17 protein-coding genes and 1 pseudogene are annotated in these 16,600 nt (G+C 64.8%); 6 read left to right on the top strand and 12 right to left on the bottom strand.

Annotated features, from left to right (window positions below; genetic code table 11):
• Positions 1-42 precede the first annotated feature (42 nt).
• The gene (locus tag NDO75_RS03040) at positions 43-822 is read right to left on the bottom strand and encodes a MarR family transcriptional regulator (protein ID WP_310904630.1); all 780 of its coding nucleotides are present in this window, start codon (positions 820-822) and stop codon (positions 43-45) included.
• Positions 823-931: 109 nt separating this feature from the next.
• Between NDO75_RS03040 and artA the strand changes: the two genes are divergently transcribed.
• Both artA and NDO75_RS03030 read left to right on the top strand, forming a co-directional pair.
• Positions 932-1,957 carry an archaeosortase A gene (gene artA / locus NDO75_RS03035; RefSeq protein ID WP_310904629.1) on the top strand — a complete coding sequence of 342 codons (1,026 nt, stop codon included), beginning with the start codon at positions 932-934 and terminating at the stop codon, positions 1,955-1,957.
• Positions 1,954-2,673 (top strand): metallophosphoesterase, encoded by a 720-nt coding sequence (locus tag NDO75_RS03030; protein WP_310904628.1) that lies wholly within the window; start codon positions 1,954-1,956, stop codon positions 2,671-2,673. Before artA ends, NDO75_RS03030 begins: the two co-directional genes overlap by 4 nt.
• Positions 2,674-2,711: 38 nt before the next feature.
• Here NDO75_RS03030 and NDO75_RS03025 read toward each other — a convergent pair whose 3' ends face one another.
• The 3 genes from NDO75_RS03025 to NDO75_RS03015 all read right to left on the bottom strand — a co-directional run bounded on the left by NDO75_RS03025 (position 2,712) and on the right by NDO75_RS03015 (position 4,659).
• Positions 2,712-2,915 carry a hypothetical protein gene (locus NDO75_RS03025; RefSeq protein WP_310904627.1) on the bottom strand — a complete coding sequence of 68 codons (204 nt, stop codon included), beginning with the start codon at positions 2,913-2,915 and terminating at the stop codon, positions 2,712-2,714.
• 155 nt (positions 2,916-3,070) lie between these two features.
• The gene (locus tag NDO75_RS03020) at positions 3,071-4,429 is read right to left on the bottom strand and encodes an NAD(P)/FAD-dependent oxidoreductase (protein ID WP_310904626.1); all 1,359 of its coding nucleotides are present in this window, start codon (positions 4,427-4,429) and stop codon (positions 3,071-3,073) included.
• Between the two features lie 95 nt (positions 4,430-4,524).
• Positions 4,525-4,659: a transporter gene (locus tag NDO75_RS03015; RefSeq protein WP_310904625.1), complete on the bottom strand. Its 135-nt coding sequence runs from the start codon at positions 4,657-4,659 to the stop codon at positions 4,525-4,527.
• Positions 4,660-4,801: 142 nt separating this feature from the next.
• On the opposite strand from NDO75_RS03015, the gene NDO75_RS03010 reads away from it, so the two are divergent.
• Complete coding sequence (locus tag NDO75_RS03010; RefSeq protein ID WP_310904624.1) at positions 4,802-5,596, top strand: N-acyl homoserine lactonase family protein; 795 nt, start codon at positions 4,802-4,804, stop codon at positions 5,594-5,596.
• A gap of 92 nt (positions 5,597-5,688) precedes the next feature.
• Entirely contained in the window at positions 5,689-6,165 is a 477-nt protein-coding gene (locus NDO75_RS03005; RefSeq protein WP_310904623.1) for a thioesterase family protein, read from the top strand.
• A gap of 48 nt (positions 6,166-6,213) precedes the next feature.
• On the opposite strand, the gene NDO75_RS03000 is transcribed toward NDO75_RS03005, so the two are convergent.
• From NDO75_RS03000 to NDO75_RS02970, 7 genes are all read right to left on the bottom strand, one after another.
• Entirely contained in the window at positions 6,214-6,933 is a 720-nt protein-coding gene (locus NDO75_RS03000) for an ABC transporter ATP-binding protein (protein WP_310904622.1), read from the bottom strand.
• Positions 6,933-7,661 carry an ABC transporter ATP-binding protein gene (locus NDO75_RS02995; RefSeq protein WP_310904621.1) on the bottom strand — a complete coding sequence of 243 codons (729 nt, stop codon included), beginning with the start codon at positions 7,659-7,661 and terminating at the stop codon, positions 6,933-6,935. The genes NDO75_RS03000 and NDO75_RS02995 overlap by 1 nt, the downstream gene beginning before the upstream one ends.
• Positions 7,658-8,776: a branched-chain amino acid ABC transporter permease gene (locus NDO75_RS02990; protein WP_310904620.1), complete on the bottom strand. Its 1,119-nt coding sequence runs from the start codon at positions 8,774-8,776 to the stop codon at positions 7,658-7,660. The genes NDO75_RS02995 and NDO75_RS02990 overlap by 4 nt, the downstream gene beginning before the upstream one ends.
• Positions 8,769-9,659 carry a branched-chain amino acid ABC transporter permease gene (locus NDO75_RS02985; RefSeq protein ID WP_310904619.1) on the bottom strand — a complete coding sequence of 297 codons (891 nt, stop codon included), beginning with the start codon at positions 9,657-9,659 and terminating at the stop codon, positions 8,769-8,771. Before NDO75_RS02985 ends, NDO75_RS02990 begins: the two co-directional genes overlap by 8 nt.
• A 6-nt stretch (positions 9,660-9,665) precedes the next feature.
• Positions 9,666-11,015 (bottom strand): ABC transporter substrate-binding protein, encoded by a 1,350-nt coding sequence (locus tag NDO75_RS02980; RefSeq protein ID WP_310904618.1) that lies wholly within the window; start codon positions 11,013-11,015, stop codon positions 9,666-9,668.
• A 124-nt stretch (positions 11,016-11,139) separates the two neighbouring features.
• Positions 11,140-12,099, bottom strand: coding sequence for an MBL fold metallo-hydrolase (locus tag NDO75_RS02975; RefSeq protein ID WP_310904617.1), 960 nt, complete (start codon positions 12,097-12,099; stop codon positions 11,140-11,142).
• Positions 12,100-12,176: 77 nt separating this feature from the next.
• A complete protein-coding gene (locus NDO75_RS02970; protein WP_310904616.1) occupies positions 12,177-12,659 on the bottom strand; it encodes a plastocyanin/azurin family copper-binding protein in 483 nt (160 codons plus the stop codon).
• A gap of 227 nt (positions 12,660-12,886) precedes the next feature.
• On the opposite strand from NDO75_RS02970, the pseudogene NDO75_RS02965 reads away from it, so the two are divergent.
• Positions 12,887-13,366, top strand: a pseudogene (locus tag NDO75_RS02965) (cation:proton antiporter); the annotation flags it as partial.
• Between the two features lie 294 nt (positions 13,367-13,660).
• Entirely contained in the window at positions 13,661-14,788 is a 1,128-nt protein-coding gene (locus NDO75_RS02960; RefSeq protein WP_310904614.1) for a trypsin-like peptidase domain-containing protein, read from the top strand.
• A 218-nt stretch (positions 14,789-15,006) separates the two neighbouring features.
• Here the strand turns inward: NDO75_RS02960 and gatB are convergent, their stop codons facing one another.
• Positions 15,007-16,503, bottom strand: coding sequence for an Asp-tRNA(Asn)/Glu-tRNA(Gln) amidotransferase subunit GatB (gene gatB / locus NDO75_RS02955; RefSeq protein ID WP_310904613.1), 1,497 nt, complete (start codon positions 16,501-16,503; stop codon positions 15,007-15,009).
• Between the last annotated feature and the right edge of the window lie 97 nt (positions 16,504-16,600).

The raw sequence follows: 16,600 nt of genomic DNA, 5'->3' as shown, positions 1-16,600 counted from the left end.
CCGTGCCTAAAGGTGTTGGGAGAATTGCCCTCGGCGTGGAGCTCAGCCCTCGAGGACTTCGTAAGAGACGTCTGCGTCCCGAAGGGCGTCGGTGACCCGGCCGACGGCGTCGGTCGTGGCGACGGCGGTCACCGCGAGGCCGTGATTAGCGGCGTCGGCGGCGACGTCGCCGACCGCGAACGTGACGGCGGGGTCGGCACCGGCCTGTCGGCAGGCGACGACGGCTTCCACGCCGGCCGCGACGACGAGCTCGGCGTCCTCGCAGGCAGCGGTAACGGTCTCGTCGTCGATCGCACGGCTTCCACCGGCGCGGATCGAGGGCACCTGCAGGACGGTGACGGAGCCCGGCTCGAGTTCCATGACGCCTTCGAAGCTGGTGATGCCGACGTCGGTACCGGCCGCGGCGTCGGTCGTCGCGATGCCGGTTGCGGGGCCCTCGCCGCCGGGGGTCGCGTGGAGCAGTCCGTCCCGAACCGTTAGGGAGACGGTATCGCCCTCCTCGATGTCGTCGGTCGCGATGTAGGCGTCCTCGCTCATCGCGCCGAGCACGTCGCCGGTGACGTGGTCCGCGAATCGGCGGACGTCGTCGGCCGCGCGAAAGAGCCAGTCGACGCCCTCGCGGGTGACCCGATAGCGCGACCGGCCTTCCTTCTCGACGAGGCCGTCGTCGACGAGTTCGCGTATGTACTCGCTGACGGCTTGGCTCGTCACGCCGACCTCCTCTGCGATCTCCCCCTGACTGACCGCGGGCTGGCGCTCGGCGATCTGGACGAGGATGCGAAACCGCGTCGCAGCCCGCTTGTTGTCGAGGACGTCGACCATACGGCTAGCCTTTTCGGCAGGGTGGCAAAAAGGTACACGGTCCCTCGATCGGCCGACCACCCGGAGGCGTCAAGTTGATAGCGGGAGAGTCCATCTGGTTAGCCTGAGTATGCCGGCCCTACCAGCGACGACCGCCCTCTCCAGTACGGTCGCCGATGCCGTGGCGGCGGGACCCACGATGCTCGCGGCCGTGAGCGTCGGTTCGATCCCGCTGTCGGACTCGATCATCTGGATCGCGATCGCCGCGTTCGTCGTCGCGATGGCCCTCGAGTGGTCCGGAAACGTCGACCTCGCGCGATACGTCGCAGCCGGGGCCTGGGTCGTCTTCGGCGTCTTCTGGCTGACGATGGTCCCTCACTACTACCTCGAGGTCAAGAGCCCGATCGAGACCATGCTGACGCTCGCGGCGCTGCCGCTGTGTGCTTACACCGGGTATCTGCTCGTCCAGGGCCGCGAGTCGCTGCTGTTGCTCTCGAAGGCCGTCGCGTTCATGGGACTGATCTACCTACCGGTCGAGACGATTCCGTTCGTCAAGACCTGGCTGATCGAGACGACCGCCGCCCAGACCCACTTCGGGATGGAACTGTTCGGCCACAGCCCCGGCATCGAGGAGGGGGCGAACGGATATCAGAGTCGCTTCGCCTTCGACCCCGACGAGACGGTGACCGGCCGGACGACCTACATCGTCGTGTCCTGTACGGGGATCGGCAGCATGGCGATTTTCGGCGGCCTCATCGCCGCGGTCAAAGCGCCGCTGAAGCGGAAGGGCGCCGCCTTCGCGCTCGCCATCAGCGTCATCTGGTTTCTCAACCTCGTCCGAAACGTCTTCATCGGGCTGGCCTCGCCGTGGGGCTGGTTCCAGCAGGACATCTTCGTCTACATCGTCACGGAGTATATGGGCGCGCCGGCCAACCGGACCTCGTACCTCGTCTCGCACAACTTCATCGCCCAGTCGCTGTCGATCGTCGCCCTACTGGGCATCACCTACCTCGTCCTCCGCATCCTCCCCGAGGTCGTCGAACCCCTCGAGGACGTCCTCTACATCCTGACCGGTTCGGAGTACGACCTCGCCGACGCGCTCGGCCAGGAGGTCCGAGCCGACGGCGGTGAGCGAACCCCCGACGCCGAGCGATGACGGACTCCGAGATCACCGTCGACGTCCCGTTTTCCGTCCGCGACCGCGCCGTCTGGTTCCCCGCCATCGAAACGCTCGTCATCGCTGACGTCCACCTCGGCAAAGCGGCCGCCTCGAGCGTCGACGCCCCGATCGACGACGGAACCGACGTCGTCGAGCGCCTCCGTGGGCACCTCGAGGAGACCGAGCCGAACGAGGTCGTCGTGGCGGGCGACCTGCTCCACTCGTTTTCCCGACTCCCGCTCGGCGTCGAACGCGACGTGTCGCGGTTCGCCGACGCCGTCGACGCGGCCGGCGCTGAGCTGGTCGTCACGCCCGGGAATCACGATACGATGCTCGAGTCGGCTTTCGACGGCGAGACGACGGCGGAGTACCGGCTAGCAGACGGGGAGACGGTCATCTGTCACGGGCACGAACGGCCGGAATCTACTGGCGAGCGGTACGTCGTCGGCCACGATCATCCGGCGCTGTCGGTCGACGGGCGCAAACGCCCCTGTGTCCTCTACGGCCCCGAAGCCTACGAGGGGGCCGCCGTGCTCGTCCTCCCGGCGTTTACCCGCCTCGCGGCGGGCGCGACGGTCAACGGCATGCGCGACCGCGACTTCCAGACGCCGCTCGTCCGAAACCCTGACGAGTTTCATCCGGCGGTGCGGGACGACTCGAGCGGCGAGACGCTCTGGTTCCCGCAACTGGGGGAGTTGCGCCGATTGCTGTGACGTGCCGGTGAACAGACGCTCGCCTCGCGCCTGCAGCGTTAGAGCCCGGCTCCGGCGACGAGCGTCGAGCTACCGACTCGAGCACCGGCCGGCTCGACGAACATCACTAGATTTCTGAAGAAGTCGCTGAACGTGATCAGGAGCAGCCCCGCGAGGATGATCAGCGCGAGGAACGTGAAGAAGATGATCGCCGCCTGTCGCCCGGTCAACGACGTTCCCTCGAGGAGGTCATCCATGGCCATAGACAATCTGCTCTGTGTCCCGGTTGGACGGGAGCGGGCATCAGTTCCGTTGTTGCAAATGCAACATCATAATGACGGCGTCGATTTCCCAGGAGATCGACCGGTCGAGCGCCGTGCGGAGCGAACCCGACCAACCGGTGGCCGCTCGAGCTGTCTCACCGCGACAGGTCGTCGATGGCGGCTTTGGCTGCCGCCCGCCCGCTCTCCATCGCGCCCTGAATCGACGACCACTGCGTGTAGTCGCCGGCCAGATAGACCGGTCCAGCGGGATCCCGAATATCCGGCAACCGCTGGCGAAAGCCCGGCGGTTGGGCGAACTGAGCGAACGGAACGCGTTCGGTGTGGACCGGCTCGAGTCCGTCGAACCGCCGATCGGGGTACCACGACGCGAGCGTCGACCGCGTTCGCTCGGCCAGTTCGGCGTCGCTCTCCGTGCGGTCGCCCAGATACGTCGCACTGACGAGCGTCCGATCGTCGGGGGCGTACTCCGGCGCGACCGCGCTGTGCGGGACGACGTGATTGGGGCCTCGCTCGCTCGCGTTCAACAGGAGCCGTCGGCCCGTCTCGAGGTCGACCTCGGCCGGGAGCGCGTAGTACTGGGTGACGCAGGCCCGCGCCTCGGTGGGGATCGCATCGACCCCGGTCAGTTCGCGAGCGGTCGGCGGATCGGTCGCGACGACGACCGCGTCGGCCTCGGTGGTTCCGTCGGCCGTGTCGACCGTGACGCCCTCGGCGGAGTCACGCGAGCCGTCGGCCGACGAAACCGACTCGACCGCCGTCTCCGTCTCGATCGTTCCACCGACCTCGCGAACGCGGTCGGCGAGTTGGGCCGGAATCGCGCCCATCCCGGCGGCCGGGACGGCGATGTCGCCCGCCGCGAGAGTCCGGAACGTGTACTCGAAGACGCGACTCGAGGTCGACAGCGAGCGATCGAGGGTGATCCCGCCATAGAAGGGCGCGAGGAATTCCTCGACGAATCGATCCGAGAAGCCGCGCTCGCGCAGATACGACGCGATACTGGTGTCGTCGCCGTCCGCGAGTATCGCGTCCGGATCGGTTCGGCGGAGGTCCCACCAGAGCCGGACGATCCGCAGTGCGTCACCGACGGAGACGTGAGGATTGGACAGCGTCGCCGGCACAGTCGCCGGCTCTCGCAGTGGGTCGGCGAGCGTCGACCTGACCGTGTCTCGCGGGTCGCTGCGCTTCCCGCTCGACGATTCCGAGGCGCGTAGCGCCTCGCCGTCCGGGCCGGCTATAGTAGCACCCGGTGCGAACCGACGGAGGTCGAGCGCCTCGAGGTCGAGTTCGGATCGAACCGCCGGATAGGCGGTGAACAGCACCTGAAAGCCGCGATCGAACTGGTAGCCGTCGCGCTCGACGGTACGGACGCGGCCGCCGACCGTCCGGCGGCGCTCGAGCAACGTGACGTCGACACCGCCGCCGGCGAGATGGCGGGCGGCGACGAGGCCGGCGAGTCCGCCGCCGACGACGAGAACGCGTGGGGACGAAGCCATACGGGATCGTCACACGCCGACGAATAAAACCGTGAACCTAACGATGCAGGCCTCGGACGAGCGAGCGGACCCGATCCGACGAGACGACTGCACCATCAGTGATCCGTCAGGATCCGAAGGGCAGCACCGACGAGGATCACGATGGCGCCGAGGATCGTTGCCACGGGCGGAATGGGGACGAACAGCAGTCCGACGCCGATGACGAGAATCACCGTCGAAGCTCTGACCATGTGATACCGACGACACGACGGCCGATAGAAGTACGGCAGGCATTGACAGCGAGATCGGACTGTTCACCGAATCGGTGCGACGAGCGATCGAACGCGTCACCGATTCCCACAGTCATAAGCACCAGTCGGTCGTGGGTCGCGTATGGTCGACGCGACGCTCACGCCGATCGATCGCGGGACGGTCACCAGCGACGTCAACAACGCCATCGAGGGGTACGTTCGAGGGACGGCCGACGAGCCGAACCCCGAGACGATGATGGGTGACGGCCCGGTCTACAACGTCGTCATCGATCACTCCGAAGGGACGATCCTCTGGGACACCGGTTCCCACCCCGAGGCCGCCGACGGCCACTGGCCGGACGATCTGTACGCCACCTTCGAACACACCGATCTCCGGCCGCTCGAGGACGACCTGGCCGACGCCGGCTACGGCGTCGACGATATCGACGCCGTGATCCAGACCCACCTCCACCTCGATCACGCCGGTGGCCTCTACGCGTTCGAGGGTACGGAGACCCCGATCTTCGTCCACGAGGAGGAGCTGAAACACGCCTACTACAGCGTCACGACCGACGAAGGCGACGACGCGTACGTTCGCGGCGACTTCGACCGCGACCTCGAATGGAACGTCGTCCACCGCGACCGCCACCAGCTCTTCGACGGCGTCGAACTGCTCCGGCTACCGGGGCACACGCCCGGCCTACTGGGCGTGAAACTCGAGCTCGACGACGCCGGGACGGTGATCCTCGCGGGCGATCAGGCCTACACGCGGGCGAACTACGAGTACGAACTCCCCATGGGCGGCTACCTCCTCTGGAGCAAGCGCCACTGGCTCGAGAGCCTGCGGACGCTCAAGGACCTCGAGCGCCGCCACGACGCCCGAGTGATCTGCGGCCACGCGATGGAGGACCTCGAGGCGATGAAAGAGGGGCTGTAACGGATGGTTCCAGCGCAGCGGCTCGGCACCGACGGCCGGCGACCGATTGCCGTGGCCGGTACGGTTTTGCTCTTTGCGGCGGCGTTGCCGGTATGGGAGACCGAGACACGAGCGATCCGAACCGCGAATCCGACGGACCCACGTTCCAGCCCGTCTTCGAGAACCGCGTCCGTTTCGCCGAAACCGACCAGCAGGGAATCGTCTTCTACGGCGAGTACTTCACGTTTCAGGACGAGGCCGTCTCCGCCTTCTTTCGTGCGATCGACTACGGGTACGACCGCATGGTCGAGAACGGCTGGCAGATCCACGTCGTCAATACGGAACTGAACTACTACACCGGGGCCGAATTCGAGGACGAAATCGTCAACGAACTCCGGGTCGCCGACATCGGAACAGCGAGTCTCGAGTACGAGCACCGGGCGAAACGAAAGCGCGACGACGAAATTCTGGCCGAGGGAACCGTCACACAGGTCGCCGTCGACCTCGAGACCGAAGAGCCGACCAGAATTCCCGACGACTTCCGCGACGCCGTCGCGGCGTTCCAGGGCGGCCTCGAGTCGGCCGAGTAGCGCCGTCGCTCTCCGTTCGGCGCGCCCGAAAAATGAACGTAGCCGCCGTCAGTGGACGCCGACGTACGCCTCGCGGACGTACTCGTTGTCGGTGAACTCGGCGTGCGCACCGGACAACTCGATCTCGCCGGTTTCGATCAGCGAGAGTCGCTCGGCGTGGTTCAGGGCGAACGTCGAGTTCTGCTCGGCGAGCAGGATGGTCAGCCCCGTCTCGTCCTGAAGCGTCTCGAGCGCGTCGCCGATGTCCTCGATGATGACCGGTGCGAGCCCGAGCGTCGGTTCGTCGAGCATCAGCACCTCGGGGTCGCTCATCAGCGCCCGGCCGACGGCGAGCATCTGCTGTTCGCCGCCGCTCATGGTCTCGGCCTCCTGCTCGCGGCGTTCGTCCAGCCGCGGGAAGAGGTCGTAGACCATCGCGAGATCGTCTTTGACCGCGTCGCGGTCGTTCCGGAACTGTGCGCCCATCAGCAGGTTCTCGTGGACCGAGAAGTACGGGAACAGGTCCCGATCCTCGGTACAGTAGATCAGACCATCCCTGACGCGCTGCTGTGGACTCACGGTCGCGAGATCCGTCCCGTCGTACCTGATGGTACCCTCGTAGTCGACGAAGCCGGCGATGGCGTTGAGCATCGTCGTCTTGCCGGCCCCGTTCGGGCCGATTACGCCGTAGATTTCGCCGTCCTCGATCGACAGCGAGACACCTTTCAGCGCGTGCGACTTTCCGTAGTAGACGTTGAGGTCTTCGACCTCGAGTATCGGATCGGTCATTACAGTCCCTCCCCAGCGAGGTATGCCTCCTGAACCCGCTGGTTCGCAGCGATCTCTTCGGGCGTTCCCTCCGCGAGGAAGTCGCCGTTGTTGAGCACGACGACCCGATCGACGAGCTCCATCAGCCCGCCCATGTTGTGGTCGACGACGACCATCGTCATCCCCTCCTCGCGGAAGCGTTCGATCTGGGCGGCCAGTTCGCCGATCTCCGCCTGGTTCATCCCGGCGAACGGCTCGTCGAGCAGCAGCAGTTCGGGCTCGGTCGCCAGCGCTTTCGCGATCTCGAGCCGGCGGACGTCCGCGTGGGGCAGTTCGTCCGGCATCTCGTGGAGATCGTCCTCGATGTCGATGCGGGCGGCGTAGTCGTAGATCTCCGCCTCGCTGGCACCGCCGCGCAGCGAGAAGATACTGTTCGGGAGCGTGAACAGCTTGATGTTGCCGGCGACCGACATCGAATCGATCGGGTTCGATTCCTGTGAGACTCGCGAGAGTCCCTTGTTGACGACCTCGTGGGTCGAATCGTCGGTGATGTCGTCGCCGTCGAATCGGATCGATCCGTCGGTGACGTCGTAGATGCCCATGATGCAGTTGAACACCGTGGACTTGCCCGAGCCGTTCGGGCCGATCAGGCCGACGATCTCGCCTTCGTTGACTTCGAACGAGAAGTCGTCGACGGCGACGAGCCCACCGAACTTCTTCGTGAGTCCGTCGACCTCGAGGACGCTCATCGGCGATCACCCCCGAGTCGGTCGAGCCCGTGCCAGAGCTTCCGGAACAGGCCGTCGCGGGCGAACACGAGGATCGCTAGGACGATCAGCCAGAGGATCGACCACTTGATCTCGCTCTCGAAACCCGCGAGGACCACGTCCTCTAACATGATGATGAGGAACGCGCCGCCGAGCGGACCGAGAATCGAACTCATCCCGCCGGCGACAGCCATCGCAATCATCTCGATGCTGTTATCCACGATTACGAATGCTTTGGGAGTGACAGTCCCAAACCGGTGTGCGAGGAGCACGCCGCCGATCCCCATCGGAATCGAGCTGAGGACGAACGACCAGATCTTGAACTTGGTCGCGTTGATGCCGGCAGCTTCGACAGCCGACTCGTTCTCGCGGATCGCGACGAGAATGAGTCCGATGTTCGAGCGTGCGACGGTCAGCAGCGCGACCGCGATCAAGAGCATCGGGATCATGAACGCGTAGGTTCGCATCACCGGATCGGTACTGTATATCGACTCGATGCCGGTAATCCCCGTTTCGCCACCTGTGTAATCGCTCAGCGGCCGGATCACCCGGTAGAAGATCAACACGGCGACGAACGTGATCAACGAGAAGTACGGACCACTCAATCGAAGCGACGGGAGCGCGATCGCGAGACCGATGACCAATGCCGCCAAGATCGAGACGGGAACCGTGATCCGCATCGGCATCGCGGGATCGACGTTGTATACCAGCATCGCGGTCGTGTACGCCGCCCCGCCGGAGAGCACCGAGTGACCGAAGCTGATGTACCCAGTGTAGCCGCTCTGGATATCCCAGCTCATCGCAAAGATTCCCCAGATACAGGCGAGCCATGTTGCCTGAACCAGGGTGTAGTTACCCCAGAACGGGATCGTCACGAGCCCGAGCAACGAGCCGAACAACAACACGAACTGGAGGCCGTTCATCTCGCCGAAGTAACGACCGAGTGAATGGTTGTAGATGCTCGCGAGCGGCTGCAGCGCTCGGTTGAGGGGGACGGTGATGGTACGTAATCCATCGATGGCGACGCCGCCGGCACGACCGGCGGCACCCCTGAAGCGCCCGGCGATACCACTCGAACGGTCTGTTTTGCTACTCATGGGCAAACTCCCTCCCGAAGAGCCCCTCCGGTCGGAGGAGCAAGACGGCGACGAGGACGACCAGCGAGAATATTCCCTGATACCCCGTGCCGAGGAATTCGAGCGTGAACTGCTCGAGATAGCCGATCAGGTACGCGGCGACGATGGATCCCTTGATGCTGCCGATACCGCCGATCACGACGATGATGAACGCGATCGCGAGCGGACTGAGCCACATCTCGGGCGAGGTCGTCTGGAGCGTCCCGAGGAACACGCCGGCGATCCCGGCAAGTGCGCCAGCGATCAACCACGTTCGCGATTTCACGGACTTGAGATCGACGCCGGTGAGCTGTGCACCGCGTTCGCTCATCGACGACGCGAGGATCGACCGACCCTCGTCGGTTCGATTGACGTAGTACCACAGCAGCCCGATCGAGATCCACGAGACGGCGAACCCGAGGATGTACATATAATTGATCCGAGTGCCGACTCCCGCGAGATGGAGCGAGCCGTCGGCGATCGGCAGGAGCGTCCGCGGACTGGCGCCGAACTCGTGGTGGACGAGCTCCGTCAAGAGGAGTGCGACCATGACCGTCGAGAGGAACGTGATCACGATGTTGTCCTCGATATGCTGAACGAGTCCGGCGTACAGTACGTACGATGCGAGTGCCGTCACGACGATCGCGATGACGAAACCCAGCGCCGTCGGAACCGTAATCGACCCGAAGACGGAAGGCGAAGTCGTCGCTAAGAACGCATACGCGCCGATCATAATCAATCCGCCGTGGGCGAGATTCAAGACACCCCCGACGCCGAAGATCATCGTAAACCCGATGGCGACGAGCGCATAGATCGCGCTCATCATCGCCCCCAGGATTAGGACTGAGAGAATTGCATCGAGCATATCGTCTTACATCCAGCTGGGCTTCGTGTGATCGTTCGTCGCGTCGGCTTCCGGATAGACGACCTGGTGCTGTCCACTCCCCTCACCGTCGGGCTGCCACTGCGTGATCGGGTAGTTGACCTTATCCTCGTCGTTCCGAGTTTCTTTGACGTCGTTCGGGTAGTCCGAATCCTTCCCGTACAGCGAGATCTCCGCTGCAGCACCGGTGTGTTCGACGCTGAGCATCGCGTCGACGATGTCCTGGAGGTTGTCGGCATAGTTGGTGGTGCCGGCCTCCTCGGTGGCCTTGTCGTAGAAGTGGAGCGCGTCGTAGGTGTTGAAGCCCATGTACATGGGCTTGCTCGGCGGCTTGCCGTCGGCGTACTCCTCCTCGTACTTGTTGACGAAGTCCATCGTCTTGTCCGTCAGCGGGGCGACACCACCGCCGCCGGACTGCGAGGTCGTCTCGTAGATACAGCCACCGTTGGTCTGCGACCAGAACTGGGGAGACATCGACGCGACGTGGACTCCCTCGAGGGCGAACGGATAGTTGCCGGCCCAGTCTTTGAGGAGTTGGCCGCGTCCACCGGTCGCGAAGAAGCGGATTACGGCGTCCGCGCCGGCCGACTCGATGTCATCGAGGAACGGCGTGAAGTTCGAGGTGTCGACGCTGGGCGACTCGTCGTAGACGACGTTGAGGCCGCGGTCCTCGAGATAGCCCGGCAGCAGGTCACGGAACGGTTTGGTCCACGCGGCCTTTTCGGGCAGATGGGCGAAGTCCGTCCAGCCGTGTAGCTCGTTGAGGAACTCGGCGTAGTCCGCGATCGCTTCGGCCTGTAGTTCGGAGTTGATCGGCCCCGTTCGGAAGACGTTCTTGTACCGCTCGTAATCTTGCTTGACCGTGTCGAGCAGCGTACTCGAGTCAGCCGAGCCCGTGATGATGAACGGGACGTTGGCGTCCGCGACCGTGTCGATGATCCCCTGGGTCACTTCGCTGCTGAACGTCCCAACGATGAGATCGACGTTGTCTTTATTCACCATCCGCTCCACGATCGGCTTCGTCGTGCTGACGGTCAGTTCGGTGTTTTCATCGATCAGTTCGATTTCCTGACCCTGCATGCCGTCGTTCTCCTCGAGTTCGTTGACGGCGATTTCGGCGCTCCGTTTCGACCCGCGTCCCATCGCCATGCCGGTCGGCGCGAGGTGGCCGATTTTGAACGTGCCATCGTCGCTACCGCCGCCATCGACGCCGCCGAGACAGCCGGCGAACGCTGTCGTGACAGCCCCAGCACCGGCCGTACCGATGAACGTTCGTCGTCCGACTGATCCTTTACCAATTCTATCTGATCCGCAAGCATTGTTACCTTCGTTAGCCATTGTGTGTCACTGAGTTACCGATTCTCAGCCACCAGTTTCGAGTCGGCCTTAATAAAGGTGAGGGAAGTTAGCAAGGATGTTGTGAACTATGCACGAGTGTTCCGTTTGAAGCAACGGCGGGGAATTACGGCACGTTATCGGGCGCAACTGCCGAATCAACCAACCGATAGACCCCGTCATCGGACGTGACGATCCCCTCGTGACGGAGGTGATCGAGGTGGGCGTAGGCCTCCCCGGGGCCGTGGACGATGTGGATCCCCTCGAGATCGCCGAACAACTGCGCGCTGACCGTCCAGGCGTCGGCTGGACCGTGCTCGCGCAGGATCTCGAGGATCGTCTCGGTCCGATCGCGGTGGTGGTCGAGAATCGTCTCGGCGCGGGCGGTCGGCTCCTCGATGGGGTCGCGGTGGCCGGGCCAGACCCGTTCGTAGTCGCGGTCGGCGATCCGTTCCAGCGTGGCGACGTACCTCTCGAGCGGGCGCTCGACGCGGACGTCTGCACCGCCGACGTTCGGTGTATACACCGGAAGGACGGCGTCACCGACGAACGCCTCGTCCCCGCCGGCTATCTCGAAACAGCACAGGCCCGCGGCGTGGCCCGGCGCGTGGACCGTTTCGAGCGTGTGGCCGCCGACCTCGAGGACGTCCCCGTCCTCGATCGGCGTCGGATCGGCCGGCGGCCCCTCGATGTCGGCTGACTCGAAGAAGGCGAGGAGTTCCTCGCGAGCGTCCGCGGGGACGCCCCACGTCTCGAGCAGTTCGCGACGGCGGTCCTCGACAGCCGTGACGGCGTCCGGTTCCTGCGCGACCAGCGGGGCGTCGGCCTCGTGGACGTAGACCGTCGCACCGCTTTCGGCCTGAATCTCGCCGGCCAGGCCGGCGTGGTCGACGTGGAAGTGCGTCAGGACGATGTCGTCGACGTCGGCGAACTCGTAGCCGCGTTCGGCGAGCCCGTCACGGAGATCCTGGCGGATGCGATCGGTGGCGACGCCCGTATCGACGAGCGCGAGGTCGTCGCCGTTGGCGAGAACGTACGCATTGTTTCGACCCTCGAACTCCTCGTTTCCGAGCAGAATGCGGTCCATGTCGGCTACCCACATGCTAGCCGCTAATAGTTCGCGCGGTAGCGGAACGGCGCCGAGAAACGCTGCCGGCTCGAGGCTCAGTTCCCGCCGACCATCGGGACGGTGAGCGTGTTCAGGCCGCGGATGATTTCCTGTGCGGTATCGGGCAGCGAACTCTGTGGTTCGGCGAGCGCGGGCGAGTTCTCGATGTTCGGCGTGCCGACGACGAGCCGAGCAACCATGCCGAGACTCTCGTGTGGGGTGCAGTAGTAGTCGTACACGCCCTCTTCGTCGAACGTGTGCTCGAACGTCGCCCCCTCCTCCGTCAGCACGCCGCTGTCCCAGGCCTCCGCGTTGGCCGGGATCCGATCCGGCCGATCGTTCGCCGAGGCGTACGCCGTCGTCGAGTGGGACCCGCTCTCGTTGACCCAGGTCAGGGTCGTTCCCGGCTCGAGCCACTGGACGGGCGCAGTAAACAGATAGGCGCTATCGACCGTGACCATCCCGATCCGTTCGTCCTCCTGCTGTTGGAGTGCGTCCGCCTGCGCCTCAAGTTCGTCTGCGTTTCGTGCGGCCGTCACACCAGTACCGCCGGCGAGCCCTGCCAGTACACCGGTTGCTCTCAGAACGTGACGCCGGCCGCGTATCGTGTCGTTTTCTGAACCCATGTGGAGACGGTCGCTCAAGAATGTTAAATTATCCCAGCTTCCGTGTGCCGGGATACCATACCGAACCACGGCCGACAGGTGTGCACCGGTCGTCGTTGCGCCTGCCCAGAGTTTTACCGTCTGGTTCGTATAATGCCGATATGGCCGTCGAAGTCGCCGCGGAACTACTCGACCTGCTTACGGTGTTCATCATCGCCGCGGGCGTGGGTATCTTCGTCGCCAAAGTCGGACGGTTTCCATACACAATCGCTTTGCTGCTGGCCGGATTGGCCGTCTCCGTTATCAATATCGGTGTCGACATCGAACTCAGTCACGACCTCATCCTGTTGGTGCTACTGCCCCCGTTGCTCTTCGAGGGCGCTGCTACGACGGATCTCGAGTACTTCCGGCGCTATCTGGGTCCAATCCTGGCGCTGGCGGTCCCGGGACTCGTACTGTCGGTGATCATCCTCGGCGTCTTCGGCCAGTACGTCTTCGGCGTCCCCCTGATCGTCGCGCTGTTGTTCGCCGCAATGATCCTGCCGACCGACCCCGTCTCCGTCCTCGCGCTGTTCGAGGAGCTGGGCGCACCCGATCGGCTGGCCGTCCTCGTCGAGGGCGAAAGTCTGGTCAACGACGGCGTCGTCGGCGACGAGGTGGGCGAGCCGCTGCTCGAGGAAGTAAATCTCAAACTGTCGCGGATCGACCAGGGCCGCAGCACCGTCCAGGAAACCGAGGAAGGATACAGCGAGTTCTGGCGCAGACGAGCCGAGGAGTTCGGCCTGCAGTCCGCGGGCCTCACCGAGCGGGAGGGGACCGACGACGTCGAACGGGCCGGCGAGCGGGGGTCAGTCGAGTAGCCTCGCCGCCACCACCGCTCGAGAGCGAGTGCTGGCCGGCCCTTTTTCCGTCGGCTCGGTGTCGGACAGCGTGGCATGGGCGCGAAGCAAACGCTAACGTTACTCTTCGTCATCACCGTCGCAGTCGCGAGTGTTCCTGTGGCGACGCTGGGACAGCCGACGGCGAGCGCACAGCCGTCGCCGGCGGTCCAGGACACTGCGAACGCGACCGACGCGGGCACTGGCCAGGTCCAGCAGCCGGATGACGGGACGTGTAACTACGTACAACTCTACAACCAGACGATCGACTCGATCGTCCAGATCCAGACCGCGAGCGGGCTCGGCTCCGGCTTCGTCTTCGATCTGAACGAAGAGAACGGGACGGGGTACGTCGTGACCAACGAGCACGTCGTCAACGAAAGCGGGATCGTCGGCGTGCGGTTCAGTCAGGGTAACCTCAGCACGGGCCAGGTCGTCGGCGCGACCGCCTACGCCGACCTCGCGGTCGTCCGCGTAAACGAGACGCCGGAGTACGTCGACGCCCTCTCAGTAACGAACGACACGCCACAGCCCGGCGAGAAAGTCGCGGCGCTGGGCAGTCCGTTCGGCCTCGAGAGCACCATCACGTCCGGCATCATCAGCGGGGTCAACCGGACGATGCCCACGCGGGCCGGCGTGCTTCCGAACGCGATCCAGACCGACGCCCCGATTAATCCCGGTAACAGCGGCGGACCGCTCGTGCTGTGCGGGAACGGGACGGTCGCCGGCGTCAATCAGGCGGGTGGAGCCGAGAACATCGGCTTCGCGATCTCGGCGTCGCTCGTGAACCAGATCGCACCGGTACTCATCCAGAACGGCACGTACGAGTTCCCCTACCTCGGCATCCGTCCGGCACCGCTCACCCAGCCGATCATCGAGGCGAACGACCTCAACGTGACCAGCGGCGTCTACGTGGCCGGCATGATGCGTGGATCGCCCGCCAGCGAAGAACTGCAGGAACCGACCGGGTTCGAGATCGTCAATCGACAGCGGGTGCCGGTCGGCGGTGACGTTATCGTCGGTATCGACGGTCAGCGTGTCGAGACGCGGGAAGAACTCCTCGGATACGTGTTGACCGAGACCCGACCCGGCGATACCGTCGACATGACCGTCATCCGCGACGGAGAACGTCAAAACGTAAGCGTTACGATGGGCGAACGACCCGAGCCACGAACGACGGCGTAGGGCGGTCGAATTCGACTCTCAGCGGGCTTCTTTTCGTCGCGTCGGTCGGCTACCCCTCGAGTTCTGCCCGCAGCAACTGGTTCACGTCGCCGTGATCGGCGCTGCCGCCCAGTCAGTTCTGCCATCTTTTTCTCGTCGGGTCGCTCGCAAGGCTCGCAACCACTCCGAGAAAAATCTGGACCAAAAAGCCGAACGCGAACTTCGTTCGCGTTCGGTTCTTATCCCTCGAGTTCTGCCCGCAGCAACTGGTTCACGTCGCCGGGATCGGCGCTGCCGCCCGTCTTCTGCATGACCTGCCCCACGAGGAAGTTGATCGCGCCGTCGTCGCCCGATTCGTAGTCGTCGACGGCACCTGGGTTCTCGTCGATCGCCTCGACGACGGCCTGCTGGACCTCGTCTTCGCCGGTCTTGCCCAGCCCCTCCTCGGTGACGACCTCGTCGGGCGTCCGGCCGTCGTCGAGCATCGAGCGCAGTACCGTCTCGCGGGCGTTCTTCGCCGTGATCTCGTCCTCGGCGACGAGTTCGACCAGCCGCGTGACCTCCTCGAGTCGGCCTTCGATCTCGGTGATCTCGATGTCGCGGTAGTTGAGTTCGCCCAGCAGGTTGTCCGCGACCCAGGTGGCGGCGAGGTCGGGGTCGAACTGGCCGGCGACGTCCTCGTAGAAGTCGGCGACCTGCTTCGTCGAGGTGAGCTTCGAGGCGGCCTCCTCGCTCAGGCCGTACTCCGCCTGGAACCGCTCGCGACGGGCCGAGGGGAGTTCCGGGATCGCGATCTCGTCTTTCCAGTTCGAGACGCGCAGCGGCGGGAGGTCGGCCTCCTCGAAGTACCGGTAGTCTTTCTCCTCTTCCTTCGAGCGCATCGAGACCGTGATTCCCCGGCTCTCGTCCCAGTGGCGAGTCTCCTGTTCGACCGCGCGCCCGCGCTGGATCGCGTTCTTCTGGCGGGTCTCCTCGTAGGCCAGAGCCTTCTCCGCGCCCTTGTGGCTCGAGATGTTCTTGACCTCCGTCCGGTTCGCGGCCTCGAGCGCCTCCGCACCGATCTCGGTGGCGTCGTCGCCGTCGATCTCCTCCTCGGGAATGATCGAGAGGTTGGCGTCGATCCGCAGGCTGCCGTCGCGCTCGGCGTCGAACACGCCCAGGTACTCGAGGACCTCCTCGAGTTCGGCGAGGAAGGCCCGCACCTCGCCGGGGCTGCGGAAGTCGGGGGCCGTGACGATCTCCATCAGCGGCGTCCCCGCGCGGTTGTAGTCGACGAGGGTATACTCGGCCGAGTCGATGCCGCCACCGCCGCCGACGTGCTGGAGGCTACCGGGGTCCTCCTCTAAGTGAGCGCGCTCGATTTCGACAGTGCGCCGGGTCCCTTCGACGGCCACCTCGAGTTCGCCCTCCTGACAGATCGGCTCGTCGTACTGGGTGATCTGGAAATTCTTGGGCAGGTCGGGGTAGTAGTAGTTCTTCCGGTGGAACCGCGTCTCTTCGGGGATGTCGGCGTCGATCGCCTTCCCGATCTTGACGGCGGCCTCGACGGCACCCTCGTTGAGGACCGGCAGCGCGCCCGGCAGGCCGAGACAGACCGGGCAGACGTTCTCGTTCGGCTCGTCGGTCGGCTCGGTCGAGCAGCCACAGAAGATCTTCGTGTCGGTCTCCAGCTGGACGTGGACCTCGAGGCCGATGACAGTGACGAGGTCGCCCTGCTGGACGGTCTGAGCAGTCATTGGGCCTCGATTCGGGCCGGGTGGGGTAAAACGTAACGGGACGGAGTCGAGGACGTTCGGGGTCGGTGTCAACCATCGTCCGCATCGTCGTGGACGG

This window comes from Natrinema sp. 1APR25-10V2, from assembly GCF_031626495.1.
GTDB lineage: Archaea > Halobacteriota > Halobacteria > Halobacteriales > Natrialbaceae > Natrinema.
Note: the sequence above shows the minus strand (reverse complement) of the source record. Positions and strands in the feature narration are given on the sequence as shown.

Bases quoted from the DNA above. Each gene is read 5' to 3' on its own strand.
- NDO75_RS03040 (WP_310904630.1), bottom strand. From the start codon at position 822: ATGGTCGACGTCCTCGACAACAAGCGGGCTGCGACGCGGTTTCGCATC.
- artA (WP_310904629.1), top strand. From the start codon at position 932: ATGCCGGCCCTACCAGCGACGACCGCCCTCTCCAGTACGGTCGCCGAT.
- NDO75_RS03030 (WP_310904628.1), top strand. From the start codon at position 1,954: ATGACGGACTCCGAGATCACCGTCGACGTCCCGTTTTCCGTCCGCGAC.
- NDO75_RS03025 (WP_310904627.1), bottom strand. From the start codon at position 2,915: ATGGCCATGGATGACCTCCTCGAGGGAACGTCGTTGACCGGGCGACAG.
- NDO75_RS03020 (WP_310904626.1), bottom strand. From the start codon at position 4,429: ATGGCTTCGTCCCCACGCGTTCTCGTCGTCGGCGGCGGACTCGCCGGC.
- NDO75_RS03015 (WP_310904625.1), bottom strand. From the start codon at position 4,659: ATGGTCAGAGCTTCGACGGTGATTCTCGTCATCGGCGTCGGACTGCTG.
- NDO75_RS03010 (WP_310904624.1), top strand. From the start codon at position 4,802: ATGGTCGACGCGACGCTCACGCCGATCGATCGCGGGACGGTCACCAGC.
- NDO75_RS03005 (WP_310904623.1), top strand. From the start codon at position 5,689: ATGGGAGACCGAGACACGAGCGATCCGAACCGCGAATCCGACGGACCC.
- NDO75_RS03000 (WP_310904622.1), bottom strand. From the start codon at position 6,933: ATGACCGATCCGATACTCGAGGTCGAAGACCTCAACGTCTACTACGGA.
- NDO75_RS02995 (WP_310904621.1), bottom strand. From the start codon at position 7,661: ATGAGCGTCCTCGAGGTCGACGGACTCACGAAGAAGTTCGGTGGGCTC.
- NDO75_RS02990 (WP_310904620.1), bottom strand. From the start codon at position 8,776: ATGAGTAGCAAAACAGACCGTTCGAGTGGTATCGCCGGGCGCTTCAGG.
- NDO75_RS02985 (WP_310904619.1), bottom strand. From the start codon at position 9,659: ATGCTCGATGCAATTCTCTCAGTCCTAATCCTGGGGGCGATGATGAGC.
- NDO75_RS02980 (WP_310904618.1), bottom strand. From the start codon at position 11,015: ATGGCTAACGAAGGTAACAATGCTTGCGGATCAGATAGAATTGGTAAA.
- NDO75_RS02975 (WP_310904617.1), bottom strand. From the start codon at position 12,099: ATGGACCGCATTCTGCTCGGAAACGAGGAGTTCGAGGGTCGAAACAAT.
- NDO75_RS02960 (WP_310904614.1), top strand. From the start codon at position 13,661: ATGGGCGCGAAGCAAACGCTAACGTTACTCTTCGTCATCACCGTCGCA.
- gatB (WP_310904613.1), bottom strand. From the start codon at position 16,503: ATGACTGCTCAGACCGTCCAGCAGGGCGACCTCGTCACTGTCATCGGC.